14 protein-coding genes are annotated in these 18,882 nt (G+C 46.3%); 6 read left to right on the top strand and 8 right to left on the bottom strand.

Going from position 1 to position 18,882, the window contains the following annotated elements; genetic code table 11:
• Positions 1-686 precede the first annotated feature (686 nt).
• Positions 687-1,880 (top strand): hypothetical protein, encoded by a 1,194-nt coding sequence (locus tag A3860_RS39345; protein ID WP_081156075.1) that lies wholly within the window; start codon positions 687-689, stop codon positions 1,878-1,880.
• A gap of 5 nt (positions 1,881-1,885) precedes the next feature.
• Positions 1,886-2,449, top strand: a complete 564-nt coding sequence (locus A3860_RS39350) for a hypothetical protein (protein WP_081156076.1) — start codon at positions 1,886-1,888, stop codon at positions 2,447-2,449.
• A gap of 78 nt (positions 2,450-2,527) precedes the next feature.
• Here A3860_RS39350 and A3860_RS39355 read toward each other — a convergent pair whose 3' ends face one another.
• From A3860_RS39355 to A3860_RS39390, 8 genes are all read right to left on the bottom strand, one after another.
• Positions 2,528-3,262: an SDR family NAD(P)-dependent oxidoreductase gene (locus tag A3860_RS39355; protein ID WP_081156077.1), complete on the bottom strand. Its 735-nt coding sequence runs from the start codon at positions 3,260-3,262 to the stop codon at positions 2,528-2,530.
• A 4-nt stretch (positions 3,263-3,266) separates the two neighbouring features.
• Positions 3,267-3,485: a tautomerase family protein gene (locus A3860_RS39360; protein WP_081156078.1), complete on the bottom strand. Its 219-nt coding sequence runs from the start codon at positions 3,483-3,485 to the stop codon at positions 3,267-3,269.
• Between the two features lie 26 nt (positions 3,486-3,511).
• Positions 3,512-4,033, bottom strand: a complete 522-nt coding sequence (locus tag A3860_RS39365; RefSeq protein WP_081156079.1) for a YceI family protein — start codon at positions 4,031-4,033, stop codon at positions 3,512-3,514.
• 152 nt (positions 4,034-4,185) lie between these two features.
• Complete coding sequence (locus tag A3860_RS39370; protein WP_081156080.1) at positions 4,186-6,387, bottom strand: alpha-galactosidase; 2,202 nt, start codon at positions 6,385-6,387, stop codon at positions 4,186-4,188.
• Positions 6,388-6,421: 34 nt separating this feature from the next.
• Positions 6,422-8,416 carry a sialate O-acetylesterase gene (locus tag A3860_RS39375; RefSeq protein ID WP_081156081.1) on the bottom strand — a complete coding sequence of 665 codons (1,995 nt, stop codon included), beginning with the start codon at positions 8,414-8,416 and terminating at the stop codon, positions 6,422-6,424.
• 78 nt (positions 8,417-8,494) lie between these two features.
• Entirely contained in the window at positions 8,495-10,570 is a 2,076-nt protein-coding gene (locus A3860_RS39380) for an alpha-galactosidase (protein WP_143774482.1), read from the bottom strand.
• Between the two features lie 26 nt (positions 10,571-10,596).
• Positions 10,597-12,183, bottom strand: a complete 1,587-nt coding sequence (locus A3860_RS39385; RefSeq protein WP_081156083.1) for a solute:sodium symporter family transporter — start codon at positions 12,181-12,183, stop codon at positions 10,597-10,599.
• 15 nt (positions 12,184-12,198) lie between these two features.
• The gene (locus A3860_RS39390) at positions 12,199-13,215 is read right to left on the bottom strand and encodes a winged helix-turn-helix domain-containing protein (RefSeq protein WP_081156084.1); all 1,017 of its coding nucleotides are present in this window, start codon (positions 13,213-13,215) and stop codon (positions 12,199-12,201) included.
• A 137-nt stretch (positions 13,216-13,352) separates the two neighbouring features.
• On the opposite strand from A3860_RS39390, the gene A3860_RS39395 reads away from it, so the two are divergent.
• The 4 genes from A3860_RS39395 (at position 13,353) to A3860_RS39410 (ending at position 18,802) form a co-directional block, all read left to right on the top strand.
• Positions 13,353-13,724, top strand: a complete 372-nt coding sequence (locus tag A3860_RS39395; RefSeq protein WP_245843723.1) for a septal ring lytic transglycosylase RlpA family protein — start codon at positions 13,353-13,355, stop codon at positions 13,722-13,724.
• A 475-nt stretch (positions 13,725-14,199) separates the two neighbouring features.
• Positions 14,200-15,660, top strand: coding sequence for a S8 family peptidase (locus A3860_RS39400; protein ID WP_081156085.1), 1,461 nt, complete (start codon positions 14,200-14,202; stop codon positions 15,658-15,660).
• A 283-nt stretch (positions 15,661-15,943) separates the two neighbouring features.
• On the top strand, positions 15,944-16,165 hold the full coding sequence (locus A3860_RS39405) for a hypothetical protein (protein ID WP_081156086.1): 222 nt from the start codon (positions 15,944-15,946) through the stop codon (positions 16,163-16,165).
• A 192-nt stretch (positions 16,166-16,357) separates the two neighbouring features.
• On the top strand, positions 16,358-18,802 hold the full coding sequence (locus A3860_RS39410; RefSeq protein ID WP_245843724.1) for a TonB-dependent receptor: 2,445 nt from the start codon (positions 16,358-16,360) through the stop codon (positions 18,800-18,802).
• Positions 18,803-18,882 lie beyond the last annotated feature (80 nt).

Genomic DNA, 18,882 nt, shown 5'->3' on the forward strand with positions numbered 1-18,882 from the left:
GGTTTGAATTTCCGCTATTATACAGTATTTTTTAGTGGGATGCAATCCTTTAAAATTATTTTTTAAACTTTCGCTCTCTATAATTCCTGGAAAATCACTTATACGCTACCTGTTCAGCATAATCTTAATCCCTCAGGCAATAAACCTCTTCCCAACATGAGATAGCTTCCTCCAATCAGGCGATGGCCGCCCCCGTTAGGAATTAGCCTTCTCCCATCGGGAATTAGCCCCCCTCCCGTTAAGAATTAGCTCCCCCGTCGGGTGATAGCCTTTTCCTGTTGGGAAATATCAAATCCCCACTTGCGAAGACTTTAATTTGATCTGGGAAACGAAATCCCGTGTTGGAGAGATCAAATTCCGAGTTAGAGAGATCAAATTCCCGATTGGAGGAGGCTTCCTTTCGACTGGAAATATTAAAAACCAAATTGGTGATGGCTTTTAGCGATTGGAAATATCAAATACCGGGTTGGAGTAAGCTATAAACTGATTGGCGGAACTAAAAATTGAGTTGCCAAACCTCCAGTAAGCCCTGGGTCCTGAGCGAAGTCGAAGGATGAGGCACTTCAAGGCAAAATAACAACCGGCCCCACAAACAGCTGGTTGTTTTTAAATTTTAGGGTAATTACCCCTAAATTCATTTTAAAGACCAGAATTTCCCTACATTTGGAGGGTAAACACCCTAAAATTTGGACAATTTCGAGATTGACAGATTGTTAAATTCTGCATTTGAGGACGCGCCAGACCTCCGCCGGCTTTTTAATAAAAAGCTGGAAGAATATGATATTGCGAAATCCAAAGCCCTCACTTTTCTTGGAATAGATAAAGATGTTTTTGAAGATATAATAAGCGGTTCTGCAAAACAACCAAACCTGATACATGTAGTTAAACTGGCAGAATTTCTTGGAATTGGTCTTCAGCAGGTTGTTGCTGCAACTATGAAAGAACAAAGCGCCGAGACGATAGCTTCACTGGAAAAATCAAGAAATGCAGTCTTCCTTCTAAAACATTTTGACATAAAGAAGCTTACCAGCCTTGGTTTCATTGATAAAAATGCAGATGTAAATGAAATTACAAACCGCCTGCTTCAGTTTTTTGGCTATAAGTCAATCAATGAATTTGAAATAAGTCAGGAAGCGCCTTTATATAGTCGTACAAAAGCGATGTTTACCGATAAGATGATGAAATTCTGGGTCGATTCAGCTTATCGTGTTTTTAAAGGCATTGCCAACCCGCATGAGTATAATCGCGAGGCATTGAAAGGTATCATTGTAAAAGCAAAGCCATATTCCCAGGATGTAAATAATGGACTTTTAACGGTATGTAAAGCACTGTACCATTGTGGAGTAACAGTCATTGCCCAGGAACTGTTACCTACAACACAAGTACGGGGCGGCACGTTTGTAATAAATGGTAAACCATGTATTGTTCTAACTGATTATCGCAAAAGTTATCCTACAGTATGGACGACCCTTATGCATGAGTTGCATCATGTGCTATACGATCTGGAAGTAATAGAAAAAACAAAATTTCACTTAACCGATGAAGGCCGGCCAGATCTGTTCCTGATAGAAGATAAGGCGAATGAGTTTGCGATGGATTATTTCTGCGATGTAGATAAGTATAATTTTATAAAGCACCATATCCATAATAAGTACCAGGTTGATCGTTTCGCCAAACAGTTACAGGTACACCCTTCCATGATCTATAATGCCTTTCAGTTCTATCAGCAAAAGTTGCATTCAAAGAACTATTGGGGGGCATTCAAAGAAGAGATTCCCAAAAACACGCTCGCATTAGAAAAATTAAACCCGGTGAGCTGGAAAGAAGAAAGTATACAACAGGTTGCCGAAAAATTAAAAATTGTTTTTGAGGTAAATTGACAATTATGGAAAACGAACAAAAAAAACAAACCGAAGAAGAAAAGAAACAACTTTCTGCTGAACAACAAGAGCAAGAACGTATGGAGCTGCTTCGGCGTGCTGCAGAAACCCCAGGAAAGCAGTTGCAATTCGATTCTTTCAATAATGAACTTAGGGAAGTCGACGAATTGCGGGCCATGATTGGCGCACAATTTGAAAATCCGGAAGAAAAATTCCAAGCCTACTACAATGGGATGCGCAAAGTGCTAATGCAATTTTTGCCATCTGGCAAGGACTTTAAGCAAGCAAGGGATATTATATATGACGAGAAGAATGTTTTTTTGAACCTTGGTAAAAAGAAATCTGATAACAATGGCGTTCGTGGCAGTGATGGCCGAATGACATTTCAACCAGTTATGAACGAAATGGTTGACATTATCATTAATTGGGTCTCAACCAGTCAAAACCCGTTTACTTTATATAACACCTTATACGAGCTGAATGAAAAGCACGGATATGGCCATGAAGAATATGATGATACTACCCTTAATTACGCCAATGCTATGCGTAAATTAAAAGATACAGAGTAAAAGTTTAACCTTCTAACAACCAGCCCTCCGCCACCTACCGGAGAACTGGTTGTTAAATTATATAAAAAGCAGCTCCCCTCAATTCAAATTATGCCCCGCCGCCATACCGCCATCAACATTAATGATAGCTCCATTGATGAAATTACTTTTCGCTACGGTATACACCATCTGTGCAATATCTTCTACTTCCCCTACCCTGTTAACAAGATGCAATCCGGCGCTGTCATCAACAGCGGCTCCATGCATCGGCGTGCGGATGGTCCCTGGCGCAATCAAATTCACGCGGATATTGCGTTTGCCGAACTCTGCCGCCAGTTGTATCGTTAAGGCATGAATGGCGCCCTTACTCGATACGGGCGCCGTAGCAGGCGCACCTCCTAACGCATGATTCACCAGCGGCGTACCAATATTGATCACTACACCATTCTGCTGCTTCAGCATTTGTGGTATAACAGCCTGGGTAGTGAAAAACGTTCCTTTCAAATTGGTGTTCAAAAAGCGGTGGAGGTACGCTTCATCCACTTCCAGGAAAGGCCGGGTCTCAAAGATGCCGGCATTATTTACCAGCACATCGGCCGAACCAAAATGCTCAACCGCAGCGGCCACCAACTGCTCACCAGTGCGTTTATCACTCACATCACCGGCTACCATGGCCAGGTTCGGTCCGGCGCCCAACTCCTGGTATGTCTGTTGTAATTTTCCGGGCGTTGCAGAGTTGATCACTACATTGTCGCCTCTTTCTAAAAAGTATCTGGCCACTTCTTTGCCAATTCCGGATGAAGCTCCGGTCACTATGATGGTTTGCTTTTTCATAACTTTATTTTTTATCCGCCGTTATTCCCCGCTCCCTTAACACCGATGATTGTTCCCCCGCATAGCCCCAGTCATCCAGTTCAATTTCCTGTATAACTACATGGGTTAAGTGCGGGTCTTTGTTGAGTATATTGGTAAACAGGTCGGTTATCCCTTTTATCAATTGCTGTTTTTGTTCGCGGGTAACTCCTTCGCGGGTCAATTCCACTTTAATGTATGGCATATAAATAGTTTTTAAAGCCAGGGCTGTTAAGCAGCAGCCCGTGCAGTGAGGTTAATATGTAAATCAAAATCATTGTAAATAAGCGTATCACCGAGGTTGTTGAAGAAATTCCCCGAACGGAATTTGATCCCGTATTTGGTGCGGTCAATCACCAGATGTCCTGAGGCGGTCAATACATCGCCCGCAACACCAACATTGGCCTCAAAACTAACAGCATGTGTAATACCCTTAATAGTCAGGTGTCCTTCAATGCGGTTGTTGTTTACAGCAGTAATTTCAAACGTGGCCTCGGGATACTGTTCAATAGAAAAGAAATCATCTGATGCCAGGTGGCCGGCAAACTGTGCATTGGTGGCGGGGTCGGTTACATCGAGCACCTTAATAGTAGTAGTGTCGATGATGAAGGTGCCGCCCGTAATTTGTCCATCATTTACCGTGAGGGCGCCCTGTTTAATAGAAATTGTGCCATTGTGCGAACCGGTAATTTTCCGGCCTTCCCAATCAATGATGCTCTGTGTAGCATCGATCTTAAATTGTTGTTTTTTCATTTTTGTGTGCTTTTATTGCCACACAAAGATGAACCGGAATGGGCGCCTGATTGCGTGAGGTACATCACATTCTGCCGGGGTATAAAAAAAGACAGGCTTTAACATTTTGTTGTCAAAGCCTGTTATTGCATGCTATATGTTGACCGGTCTTGTTACTCCACCGCCTTCAATTCCAACACCACACTGGTACGGTTGGCCCGTGCATCGGGGTTAAAGCCAACAGTCATCAGGAATTCGCCCGTGTACGTTTTATCGCTGTTGATGGTTGACAGGGTACCCGGATAGATATTTAATTCTTTAAGCTGGTATTTCTTTTTAGGGTCAAGGCCTTTCAGGCGGATGGGCCGTTCACTCGCCGCCCCGTACCGGTTATTCACCAGATAGTTGAAGATGACGCCGGCCGATTGTTGCGCATCGAGATACAGGATTGATGCAACCGAATTGCCAACAGGATCCTGCAACCGGTATTGATTGCCCTGCCAGATGATGGGCTTAATGGTAGTATACGTTTTAAGCGCTTCCTGGCAGAACCGCAGGTCTTTCTCATTCAGCTTGCTCACTACAATATCAAAACCCAGCTTACCCATCATGGCTACATCCGTTCGGTATTTGATGGGTTGCCTGCCCCAATCGGTCACATGGTTGCTTGAACTGATGGCAGGATAGAAATAAGAATATTCCCATTGCATGTAGATGCGTTCCAATGGGTCGGTATTATCGCTTGGCCAGAACTCGGTAAAATACTGCAGGGCCGCATAGTCAACACGGCCGCCCCCACCCGAGCACAACATCATGGGCACGGTTGGGTATTTTTTCCGGAGCTTTTGCAATACTGAATACAAGCCCTGCACATACTGAATATAAAAATGCGATTGGTTGGTTAAATGGGCTGAATATGCATTGTACACCACTGCATTGCAATCCCATTTTATATACGCGAGCTTTGGATTTTTTGTAAACAGGTTATCAATGGTATTGAAAACAAATTCCTGCACCTGCGGATTGCTGAGGTCAAGCACCAACTGGTTCCTGAAATAATATTCCTTCCGGTTCGGTTGCTTTACCACCCAATCGGGATGCTTTTCGTATAACTCACTGCGTGGGTTTACCATTTCCGGTTCTACCCAAATCCCGAATTTCACCCCATTGTTCTGTGCTTCACTAACAAGCGATGCGATGCCATTCGGCAATTTTGATTTATTTTCCTGCCAGTCGCCCAAACCGGCATCATCATTATTGCGCGGGTATTTATTGGCGAACCAGCCATCATCGAGCAAAAACATATCCACGCCCAACGCTTTGGTATCTTTCAACAGGGCTTTTAACCGCGTTTCGTTGAAATCGAAATAAGTGGCCTCCCAGTTATTCAATAAGGTAAGTCTTGAACCTTTTCCATCGAGCAGCCTGTAATTACGCGCCCAGGCTTGCAGTTTGCGGCTTGCATCGCCTTTTCCCTGGTACGACAAAACCGATAAAAATGCCGGGGTGGTAAATGTTTCGCCGGGTTGTAAGGTATAGGGAGATGCATGGTTGTTGATACCGGCCATTATGCGCAGGTTGTCCTGGTTATCGAGTTCAAGGTCGATGCGGAAATTGCCGCTCCATTCCAGCGCCCCATATAAAACGGCGCCCTCGTCTTCCGTAGCAGGTTTATCTAACGAGATCATAAACACGGGTGGTTGAAACAGATCGGCACGGGTACCCAGTTTTGAATCGAGCGTTTTTATGCCATGGGTAAGCCTGCTCTCTTCCGGCTGCATTTCTTTTGCCCAATCGCCATGGTATTGACGCAGCCAGAAGCTTTGCGCTTTCAGGTACAAACCGGCTGAAGCAAATTTCTGAAGCACTACATTGCCCTTCTCATTATTCCTGATCTCGCTCCATTGTTCCATTACATCTTCGTTGAAAAAGGTCTTATAGTTCAACTTCACTTCCAGATCATACACCGGGTCTTTTAACAACACAGTTATCAGGGAAGTATTTTCATCGAGCTTTGTTGTTTCATGCCGCACATATTGCAGATCGAGTGATGTATTGCCGTCGGCATGGGTTACGGTAATCGCCGGTTCAAACAAATTGCGGGAACCGGAAGCTGCATAGGCGGCATTGGCTACACCGGTATATTCAGTGGTTTGTTTGTACATGGCCGTTATGGCCTCGTATTCTTTTTTATCGGTCAATTTAGGCCCCAGGTAAACAATACCCACGTTATTACTGCTATTGGTTTGTAATACCAGGGCATTGTGCTGTGTTTCTACAGGTATAGTTATATTCTGGGAAAATGCATGCTGTTGTACAAGGAAGAATAAGGTTATAACGGTCAGGCAGGTCAATCCGCTCATGGGCTTTTGCATGGTACGTATTGGGTGTTACAGGTTAACTATTAAATTATTGTTGTATCAATTGAGGTGCATATTTTTTTCCCTCCGTGATCGATTTCCAGTTGTCGGTACGGAAAGGCGCTGCGGGATAATTGTCTTTATTAAACAAATTTGCCTTGCTGTCATCATCGGCCCAGGCATAGCGTACCGCAACAGGCTTCGCCACTTCCGGGGCTGATACTATTACGGTATTCCCTGAAATGGTGGCTTTTGCCGCATAAAAATGCTGATCGGCGCCAGCTATTTCAAAACCCGCCAACTCACTGTTGGCAACAGGTTGTGCCGTTAAGCCTTTTCCGGTATTTACAAATTGTAGTACGATGCGGTTTCCCTGCACCTGCATGCTTTTGTAAACTGGTCCCGACACCACTTTATTGATCCCATATGTTTTTTGTAAGGCCAAACCGGCAAGTCTTTTACCCACTTCCTGTTTATTACGGGGATGAATATCTTTGGGGTCGCCCACATCAATGGTAACCGCCATGCCCGCATTCGGCAATGAAGCGGCCATTGTTTGCGCCTCGCGTAATTCGGCCCAGTTGCTGCCCTGGTTGCTGTTGCCATTACCGGCATTATAACTGGTAAGCTGTACAAAATAAAAAGGCATAGCAGGTTGTTGCCACTGTTTGCGCCAGTCATTAATGAGCAGCGGCATTGCCTTGCGGTATTCAACTGCGCGGCCGGCATTGTTTTCACCCTGGTACCAGATGGCCCCTTTTACAGGCAGCTTCACCAGCGGATTAACCATAGCGTTATATAAGATAGACGGATAATCGTTGGGTCCAACCCCTTTGTTCATTAACACCGATTCCATGCGGTATTTCCATTGACCGCTGAGCGCGATTGTTTTGCCTTCAATCGTCAGTGAACAATCGGCCGGTTCGCCGTAAATGCCGCCGCCGCCACCGGTATCTTCAACCCGCACGGCAATAACATTTTTTCCTTTTTTCAACACACCGTTGTTGATGTTATATACCCGGGGTACATTATAGCCATGTATGCCACCCACCTGTATGCCGTTAACATAGGTTATATCATTGTCATCGATCATGGCCAGCTTCAATACGGCCGGTTTGCCGGCGTCGGTTTCATCGATCATGATCTCTTTGCGCAACCAGATCACGCCATCGAATTTTGGTCCGGGTTGCTGGCTTTCCCATAAGCCCGGCACATTCATGGGCCGCCATTTGCTGTCATCGAGTTCCGTTGCCGGCCATTGACTCAGCGTGCTGGTATCGATATCATTCAATTGATTGGCCACCAGGTAATCCTGCAGTTGTTTATCTTTTATGGCAATGAGCTCTTCGGTGCTTTTTTCGGGGGCCAATTGAAGTAACCAATCATAATAGGGTTCTTTTTCAAAACCGGTCCTGCTGATCCAGCTTTCTATATCGGTTCCACCCCAGTTGGTGCTAATGAGGCCAATGGGAATATGCAGTTGTTGATGCAGGGTGCGGCCAAAGAAATAGCCCACTGCCGAAAACAGCGGTATATGTTGCGGGCTACAGGTTTGCCAGGTTCCGCCTTTTATATCTTCAGCGGGTTGCCCCTGTACATCTTTTTCAACAGTGAATAACCGGATGGCGGGATATTTTGCTGTAGCTATTTCCTGCTCAAAATTCAGCACCTGTCCCCAACCGTTCAGGGGCATTTCCATATTCGACTGGCCTGAACATACCCAAATGTCGCCCATAAGAATGCCACGCAGCGTAATGGTTGTTTTTTCCTGCACCTGCAATACGTAAGGCCCACCAACCGGTTCAGGCGCCAGCACCGCCGTAAAGCTACCAGTAGGACCGGCCTGCGCTACGTGTTGCTGATTATGGAATTTAATACGAATGGTTTCACCGGGTGTTGCCCAGCCCCAGATCTTTATGGGGGCGTTGCGTTGCAGCACCATGCTGTCGCCAAAAATTTTGGGTAATCGCAATTGCGCCTGCAGGGCGTTCGGGAGAAAAAACAGGGAAACAAGAACAATCGTTAGCTGAATTCCTTTTTTCATATATGGCAGTTTTATCTGTCCTATTCTGTACTAGTACAAATATAAAGTTATTTTATCCGAACAAAAATGGGAAATTAATTATTTCCCACCAGAAGTAATTACATAGATCATGGCATCGGAAGGCGGCACCGTAATTTTCACCGGGGCCGCCCAGGTACTTTTAGAACCGGAAAACAACGCTGTGGCCTGTAATTTCATCTTATCATTGAGCCCCAACCTGGCTAACGATATGGCATACGCACGCGCGCTGTTGCTAAAATTAAACAGGGCAACATATGTTTTGACGCCAACAGTTTTTACAAACAGTTCTACCCCCTTGTTATTGGTATTGGCTTCAAGCGGCCGAAAGCTATGGCCGTCTTTTATAATATTCAACAGGTCTTTGTTCTGCAGCCAGCGGGCAGCGGCCTTTGACCAGGGGCCCTGCTCTGAATAATCATCACCAGTGATGAGCGTACCGGTAACCAGGGCAGCTGCGAACCGGGCCCGGTTCGCCCCCTCGCTTTCGCGGTTGAACACCACATGATCGGCATCTACATAATTATACAAATGGCTTTGCCACCAGCCATAGCCGGTACTGTTCAAAGTATATTCGGTATTATCTATGGCACTGAATGCATCGCAGGCAATACGGCGCATATGTACATAGGGAGCCGTGGCCATAGTGGGCGAAATGGCTGCATACACCAGCATGGAATTGTCAAGCACACTGTCTACATATTCCATTCCCATGCGGTAAGCCTGCATACCTGTCGTTATTGACGCATCATAAAAATGATCGCTCTCTAAAGCTCCATGCCCCAGGAAGTCGATCTTGATCATTTCAAAACCCAGCTTTTTCAAATGGCCGAGGTACCAGGCTATGCGGGCTTTTGTTCCGGGATGCGTGGCATCCAGCGCCAGCGCCCCATCCACTTCCACGGGTTTGCCATTTTGCTTTAACCAGGCCTGCGCATAGGTATAGTTGGAACCTTCCATTTTACGATCGTTCTTGCCCCAATCGGTAAATGGCGCCCAGTAAACACCTGGCTTCACATGTTTGCTTTTGCAATATTGCACGAAGGTCTGTAATTGGGTTACATCACCATCTAACCCGCCTTTGACCAGATTGTCCCAAAAAGAATCGAGGTCAATATACAAGGTGCTATCGGCATTGCGGAACCGGTTGCAGGAATCGCTGAAGAAATCAATAACACCTTTTGCTTTATCGAGCGTGAGTTTGGTTTGCAACGCTCCCCAGCTGTTCCAGCCCATAGGCGTGGCTTTTTTCCAGGGGGCAATGACCTGTTCATTGAATGCGGTGCTTAAGGTGGCATATTGCTCCATACCCATGCGCCAGTCGCTGAACATGCCCACCATTATACAGGGTGAGGTACAATTTGTATCTCCAATGGCTACAGCGCCATGAGGAATTTTATCGTGTGTGAGGTTGCCATCGGTTAACCCGCCAAAAGCAGTCACCGATACGGCGTTATTGGCGGTGTGTTGTACAGTGATACCGGTTTTCCAACTATCATGTTCCAAAGAACCAATTACCAGCCCGCGGTAGGTGTCGTTATTATAGATGGCCGTAACCTCGCTGCCGGTGAAACTGGCCTGCGCCACCGGTTGTGCATTATAGCGCACCCACATATCATTATCGAAGGGCACAAACAATGCGCGGTTGTCACCGGTGTCTTTCACTATCACCGTTCCATTGCTCATTGGTGAAATATAATTGGCTGCAGCTTCCGGGCCTGCAACGCTTACCCAGGTAATAAAAAAATCGCGTCCCGGTTTTAATATAAATGTTTGTGTCACGCGCATGCCTTCACTTACCCATGTTACACTATGTATATTTTGTTTTCCAATTCCAAAACCATGTCCATCGCCGCCTGCAGCATATTTGCCCGCACCGGCATTGTTGCTGGTAATTATTTTCCTCCCTTTATAAGTAGCACAGGCGTCGGTTATAACAGGCTTGCCATTGCATAACACATCCCAGGTACCTCTTTTCAGATTCACCTTGAGCACATTATTCTTTCCGAATGGTATTGTCACCAGCGTATCATTTTCGCCAACAGGCGCTCCCATTGCTGCAACAGTTGTCAAACACATCCCTATTGCAGTAAGCACAATGATGCATTGCTTGTTTAATAGTGACCAAATGAACATGGTTGGGTATTTTATAATGGTGATTTTTATTGGGCGATCCCTGCTTTTGAAAATAATACAAAGGCGCCGGCCATCAGCGCCAGCAACAGCGCGAAGAACCAATGCCGGTTGCGCCAGGGTTTTAGCTCAACCATCGCTGTGTCCTTTGGAATATAGGGCGTGGCCATGGGTTTGTACCGGGCTATCAACAACATCAACCCCACCGTTGCCACAAACAGAATACCCAATACATGCAGGTAATGAATTGGCAAATCAAACACCAGCTGGCTCAACATATAAGTGGTTATAAAAAACAACAATCCGGTTGTAGCGGTCCTTTCCGACACCCGCTTTGTGCAAAAACCCACGATCATTACCGTAAATACCGGCACGCTGAAGAAGCTCGACATTTTCTGGATATAATAATAGAACCCGCCGCTGAAATGGCTGATAAACGGTGAAAAGCACATGGCCACCACGGTTATAGCAATCTGGAAAATGCGGGCCGCCTTCACCAGTTCGCGATCGCCGGCGCGCTGCCGCCATTGTTTGTACAGGTTCATAATAAACAGGGTGCCCGAGCTGTTCAACCCTGCATTAAACGTGCTGATGGCTGCACCAAAGACCACGGCGGCTATAAAACCGGTTATTGCGGGCGGCAATACATCACCCACCAGTTTTGGAAAAACCGTGGCAGTATTGTTCAAATGCGGATATACATGTACGGCAATGAGGCCGGGTACGTTCAGGAACAGTGGCGCTAACAATTTGCCCAAACAAGCCAGGGAAATGCCCTTTTGCCCTTGCGACAAACTGCGCGCTGCCAGCGCCTGTTGCATAATATATTGCTCCATGCCCCAGTAATACAGGTTAATGAGGAACATGCCCGTGAACAGCGTACCGAAAGGAATGGGATCATGCGGCCTGCCAATGGCATTAAGGTGCTCTTTCTTTGAAGCCAATATGGTTTCAATACCCTGCAGTACACTACCCTGCCCCAGGTAACGCAACCCAAACACCAGCAACAGAATACCCCCTATCAACAAGGCAGCACCCTGCACCAGGTCGGAAATAGTGATGGCCTTGAAACCACCCAATACCGTATAACAGCAACCGACAATGCCCACTACAATCACCAGCAGCCAGATGGCGGCAAAATAGGAAATGCCCAATACTTCATCTACATGAAAAAGGCCATTGAGCGCCACGGCGCTTCCATACAACACGGTAGGTATAAGACTAACCACATAACTGGCCAAAAAGAATAGCGAAACGATCTTTTTTAACCGGGGCCCAAAGCGTTGCCCCAGAAAGTCGGGCGTTGTAATGGCGCCCATTTTCAGGTATACGGGTAGAAAGAATTCTGCAACAATAAGCATGGCCAGCACAGAGCTCATGCCCCAGCCCATCACACTCATATCGTTCGTATATACGAATTCGTTCTCCCCAATGAGCGTATTACAGCTCATATTGGTAAGAAAGAGTGAAAAGCCCACCATCCAGAAACCCAGGGAGCGGTTACCCAAAAAGTAAGCGGTCGTTGTGTTCAACCGCATCTTCCTGGTATTGTAAATAGAGATGGCGGCAACCAGCGCCAGGAAAAGTAAAAAGCAGCAAAGTCCGGTTATATTCATGGTGTACTAAGCTCGTTACAGTGAATTGCGCCGGATAAGGACGGTTGGAAGTATTTCGCGGATCTTTTTTCGGGTCAAAACAAACTCGGCAGCCTTTTCAGCCATTACTTTAAAGTCGGCCGAATAGGTGGTAATACCATCAAAGATCAGTTCCTTCACCACTTCATCGTTATGTGATAGTATGCCTACATCTTTTCCCGGTTTCAGCTTTTTGAGCTTGCAGTCTTTCAGCATGCTCCACAGCTCGGTATTATTGATGGTAAAATATACATTTCCTTTTTCAAGCGTGCCGGGGATGTATTCGGTCCTGATCTCGTGTTTTATTTTATTTGTTTTCACAAACGATTTGAAGGCATGCAGGATCTCGATAGGCGTATCGGCTGCGGGGCGATGGTAATAGATCATGGCGTTGTAGCGCCTGATGGTATCTTTCAGTTCATCAAACACGCGGTAACTCGACTTGTCAAATTCCTGTGCTATGTACGAATGATCGCCGGCGATCTTTTCATACCGGTCAATCATCAGGAATTTATCCATCGGCAGGGTTTCCAGAATTTCGGCTGTACGTTTGTGCGGAATGGGCGCCACCACATAGAAGCCATAGCGCCCGCGAATGTTCTGGATGGTACTTTCGAGCACGTCGATATTATTATGGTGGAAGAAGACGTCGATATGCACGCCCTTGCCCAGCTTTGAGCGGAACACTTTATAAAAGGTTTCCTGGAAGGCATCAAAGGCAAATAATACCAGGGCCACCCGCAGGTGTTGTTTTATATCGGTATTGGATACAAAAAAACCCACGCGGTTCTTCGATTCCACTACGCCGCGCATTACCAGGTCTTTATAGGCCTTGGCAATGGTTTCGCGGGCAAAACCAAATTCATTTATGAGGTTGTTTACGGAGGGCAACAGGTCGCCCTGCTGCAGGGCTTTGTTCTGAATGGCGTTCAGTATGCCGTTCACCAATTGATCGTGTTTCGACAACCCGCTCACCCCTTCCATTTCGTAGATCTGTTTGTAGATATCATTCATATGGCAATGCAATCAATATTAGCAAATTCCCGCACCACCTGTCCTATTCTATACTAATCTATGATCAAATGTAGGGAAAAGGGTGTAAAAAACAATAGTGGAACTATATTTGCCGCATCATTTTAAAATCATTCCCGGTGAAAAAAGAAATTCTTTTTGTTCTATTTGCCTCTATCATGCTGATCGGTTTCTCATCCTGTGCCCGCAAAATAACCGAAACCGGCAAGGGTTCTTTTTATGCCGATAAATTCCAGGGCCGCCCTACTGCCAGCGGCGAAAGATTCGACCAGCATAAAATGACAGCGGCCCATCGTACGCTGCCCTTTGGCACCAAAGTAAAAGTGACCAACCTCGCCAATGGCCGTTCAGTAAATGTTACCATCAACGACCGCGGCCCCTTTGCCCCCGGCCGCATCATCGACGTTTCCAAAAAAGCGGCGCGCAAACTGGGTATGGTAGACGCCGGCGTTGCTTCGCTCGAAATAAAGTATAAACGCAGGAAAAAATAGGGGCGCTTCGAACGAGGAACATGACAATATTGTTTATAAAGAAGAGCTTCACAATGTAGAGATGTCGCAATCGGCGGCAAGGACTATCGGGAATCATATTTATCCCAATATAACCGCGGGTTACAAGATCGGTTACAGATTTTGATCACTTAAAACTTACTGTGTACCCATCACAACAAATTAACATTCAATTCATATTACATTGTAAATACCGTTAAAACACGGTCACCAATCATATTCAGTCAAACGTATATTTGAGCATTCAGCTGTTCAGGCGCATCGATGCCCCGCACCCGCCTTTACCCTGCCCATTATTCCCATTGGTAAAGGAATAATTACTCCTTAAGGCTCCCTAAGCAAGATTGTAGCAAGTAGTTCCGGCAAGCCGGGATCACAAGCAGGCTGCCCTGGCTTGATAGAGGGCGCGTTGTTGCTTCTTACGAGAAGAGAAGTAGTCATTTTAACAACATCAACAATGAAAGAAAAAAAACAATCTGGCGAAAAACGTTACATCGTAACTTATGTTGATTCCAAAACAGATGCAGTAACCGCATCACAAATATTGAATGTAAATGCCAACAGCGTAGCAAACGGTGTAGAATTAATGGCAACAGCTGCTGAATTTGGCGGGGCAGATGTTCTGCACCTGGATGGCATTGGTTCTACCGTTCTTAGTTTAAGCGACCAAAAAGCAGAAGAACTTAAACAGGACAACCGCGTTTTAGCCGTTGAAGAAGATGTGGAAGTGTTTGCTTTTGAAACCCTCGAAGATTATCAACATCAACAGGATGTTGAAACAGCTTCAAACGAACAGGACCCTTATTATCAATTGGTCCAGGAATATTTCAAACAGGGTTTTGAACAGGGTAAGGCCGAATCACAAAAAAGTTTCTTTGAGCAACTGCAGCAGTTCCTGGGCAACCCAAACACCAGGATCAACACGGGTAATACCAGCGGTAATGCATTTTCCAGAACTGGTAACCCGTTTACAGGCCTTCAGCAACGGACCGATTATCCATTCCCAACACCTACCACTTCGCCCTTCGCACGCCCCACACCATCCCAGCTTTTCCCCGTGCAGCCTACACCGTGGAATATTGCCATGGTAAAAGCGCCGGCAGCATGGGCCAGAGGGCTCAGAGGCAATGGTATTAAGGTAGCAGTAATTGATACCGGTATCGCCGCTCATGCCGATCTGGGTGTAAGCGGTGGCGCCAGTTTTGTACCTGGTCTCGCTTCTTATAATGATGATAACGGCCATGGCACCCATTGCGCCGGCATCATCGCTGCCCGTAATAATTTTATTGGGGTGATCGGCGTTGCGCCTGCCGCCTCCTTATATGCCGTGAAGGTGTTAAACAGCGCCGGTTCGGGTATGACGAGCTGGATCCTGGCTGGTATGACCTGGGCCCGGCAAAATGGAATGAAAGTAGTTTCCATGAGCCTTGGAGCCAATGTTCCGCCCATGGTAGCTTATCAAAATGCTATTACTCAATTAACCAATGCCGGCGTAACTGTGGTATGCGCTGCAGGCAACAACGGCCAGTCAACGACTTTCCCTTATGTGGGCGCTCCTGCCAACAGCCATCCGCTTGCCATTGCAGTAGGTGCTATTGATATCAATAAAATAATAGCCCCCTGGTCGTCAAGAGGTACACATGGCTCACCCTGGAACCCAGTAACGCTGGTGGCCCCAGGTGTTTCCATAAATTCAACTTTCCCATTCCCTGCAAGCAGTTACAAAACCCTGTCGGGCACCAGTATGGCCTGCCCGCATGTAGCAGGTGCAGTGGCCTTGATAAAACAAAAATTCCCGCTGTTTACACCGGCGCAGGTAAAAGCAAAACTGATCGTTTCTTCTTCTGACCTCGGTGTTCCGGGCAATGATCCTACGTATGGATCCGGTTTGCTGAACTGCGATAAGGCAACGCTGTAAAGCAAATGCATCCGCATGATATCATTCATGTGAACCGCATAGTGTGAAAAGTGAAAACGGCGACAGGGCCCATCCCTATAACAATCGGGATGGCTCTGTCTTTTCAATTGCAAATAAATCGGTTACCAGTTACCAGTTCCCCGTTACCAGGCAAAAGAATTGAGAAACACGATAATTTGTAAAGTGATCGAAATTCAAGCCCGGGAACTGGAAACCGGGAACCGGGAACAAATACTAATTTGCATAGTTCTTTTATCGATTCCTGTAATATAAAACGATGATTATGACCAAACAATATCTTGTTTCTCTGGCGCAAGACCAGGGCGCGCAAGCCGTGGAGGCGATAAAGACCGAATTGAACAACCTGAATATTAAAATGGTTGATGAGCTGGGCGAAGTAAATGTGCTGGTGGTTAAAATTCCCGATCACGAAACTTTACAAAAGGCAAGGGCTATAAAGGGGGTGGCTGCAGTTGAAGAAGACCAGGAAATGAGGACATTATAATAATGGTCCGGGCAGCTTGCCTGCCAACGGGAAGCGTTCATTATCAAACATTTAATACATAATTGGGTTGGAACCGGTTAGGTTCCACTTATAACCGGAAAACGTAATTTTTCCGGATCGCGTAACTCGATTTCCGCTTACGGCACAGGGCCCCGCTTCGCGGGGCTTTTCTTTGCAAAAAATTTCGATAACGTGATCAGACTTTACACCCTATTGCTCACTGCTTTACTTGCTTCTACCGGCAGCTATTCCCAAACAGCCATGCTGACTGCACCAACCAACCAGGCTGTTGCATTACCGGAAGACAAGGAAACAGGCGTTGTTCAGGGCAGCATTCAAACAACCGATAAACAACCTGCGGCTTATGTAACCATTACGCTGAAAGGCGCCAACCGCAGCACCTATAGCAACGAAAACGGTTCTTACATCCTGAAGAATATAAAACCCGGTCAATATACCCTGCTGGTGACCATGGCCGGACTGGAATCAAAAGAACAGGTCATTACGGTTAAAGCCAATGAAGTAGCTGAAGTAAATTTTACCCTGGCCGAAAATCATAAACAACTCGATGAAGTTATTGTAACCACGCACAAAAGTTTGAACACTCAGCCGGTGAACGCAGGTAAAATAGCCCTGAACCCGATGGACGTTCCCCAAAGCCTGAGCGTAATTAATCAGGGCTTGATCCGTGAACAGCAGGCCCTGCGTTTGAGCGATGTGATCCGCAATGTGAACGGCGTGTATGTTACAACAACCCGTGGCAATGTGCAGGAAAGCTTTGGCGCCCGCGGTTATGCCCTCGGTAGCACCAACCTGTTCAAAAACGGGTTTCGCATCAACTCAACCGTTCTCCCCGAAATGAGCTCGCTCGAAAAAGTAGAGATCCTGAAAGGAAGCGCCGCCATCCTGTACGGACAGGTTGCGCCCGGTGGTATTGTAAACATGGTCACCAAACAACCCAAATTCAACTTTGGCGGTGAAGTGTCGATGCGCGTTGGCAGCTATGACCTGTACAAACCCACTTTCGATATTTACGGCCCCATTAATTCATCCATAGCTTATCGCGTTAATGGCACGTATGAAAAAGCCGGCAGCTTCCGCGACCAGGTTAGCAGCGACCGGTACTATGTAAACCCTTCCCTGCTGTTCAAGCTGGGCAAACGCACCGAAATTATAGCAGAAGGCGATTACCTCTATAATAAATTCACACCCGATTTTGGCATTGGCAGCATCGGCGACAAAAATATTCCCGATGTGCCCCGCTCCCGTTTTATGGGCACCCCCTGGCAATACAACAAGATCTGGCAAACAACCAGTACGCTTACGTTAAAACATCAGCTGTCGGCCAACTGGAAAATCAACACCTCTTACTCGTACCAGAATTATAAAAGAGATTACTATGCGGTAGAACGCATACAGGCCGATAGCACCGGAAAATGGAAAAGACCGCTGGGCAGAATTTATACCACCGAAAAATTCTATGCCGGTCAGTTTAACCTGATCGGAAAATTCAATACAGGCCAAATTGAGCATAACCTGCTTACCGGTATCGACGCTGACCGCACCGTTACGTTCAACAACGACTATGACGTTACCAATCAGATCTACGACTCTATCAATGTGCTGGACCTGGGAAAATATGCAGCCCGTACCGATATACCCGTAGCTACCGCCATCAGGGAACGGCTGGCGCCGGTGAACCGTTTTGGCGTATTTGTACAGGACCTCATTAAGCTGTCGCCTACATTCAATTTACTGGCCGGTGTAAGATGGGCGTATGTTGAAACCCGTGGTATTGATTCAACCAACCTCACCAATGGCACTAAAGTAACCGGCGTAACCAGATACGATAAAGCCTTTTCGCCCCGCTTTGGCCTGGTGTACAAACCATTCAACTCCACCTCATTCTTCGTAAGCTATTCAAATTCCTTCAGCACCAATACCGGTCAGGACATCTATGGCAAAGCGATAAAACCTTCGCTTATTGACCAATATGAAGCGGGTGTAAAGAACCAGTTCATGAATGGCATGCTGTCGGCCAACGTTACTGTTTACCGCATCAAGAATAACAACCTGGCGCAAACAGCTCCTTATACATTGGATGGCAAGCAAAATTCAAACACCAATATCAAAATGCTGGGCGGTGAAACCACCAGCGATGGTGTTGAAGTAGACCTGGCCGCATCTCCATTGAACGGACTAAACATTACAGCCGGTTACAGCTATAACTATATGCGCTACACTAAAACCGACACCACCGTGGGCAGTTTTAAAACCGGTGAGCGCCTGGTAAATAACCCGGCCCACACGGCCAACGGAAGCATCTTCTATACATTTGGAAAAGGTGCGTTGGAAGGGTTGAAAGTTGGTACCACCATCGTTTACATTGGCGACCGCGTTGGCGGCTGGAACAGCGATGTTACCAAAACCAATCCGGTTACCTACCGCGACCGCCGCATTTTCGTAAGCGGTTTCACTACCATCGATCTGTCGGCCGGTTATACTTTCAAAAAAGTGGCTGTACTGGCAAAGGTTTCGAACCTTACCAACACGTATAACGTTTATGTACACGAGAACTACAGCATCAATCCCATTCCGCCTGCTCAATTCTCGGCAACTGTGAGTTACAAGTTCTAGCTCTATACATTGATCAATGACCAATAAAAAAAGGTCCCGGCATGCCGGGACCCTTTTTTATTGGAATTATATCAGCAACC

It is taken from the genome of Niastella vici (assembly GCF_002077945.1).
Taxonomy (GTDB): domain Bacteria; phylum Bacteroidota; class Bacteroidia; order Chitinophagales; family Chitinophagaceae; genus Niastella; species Niastella vici.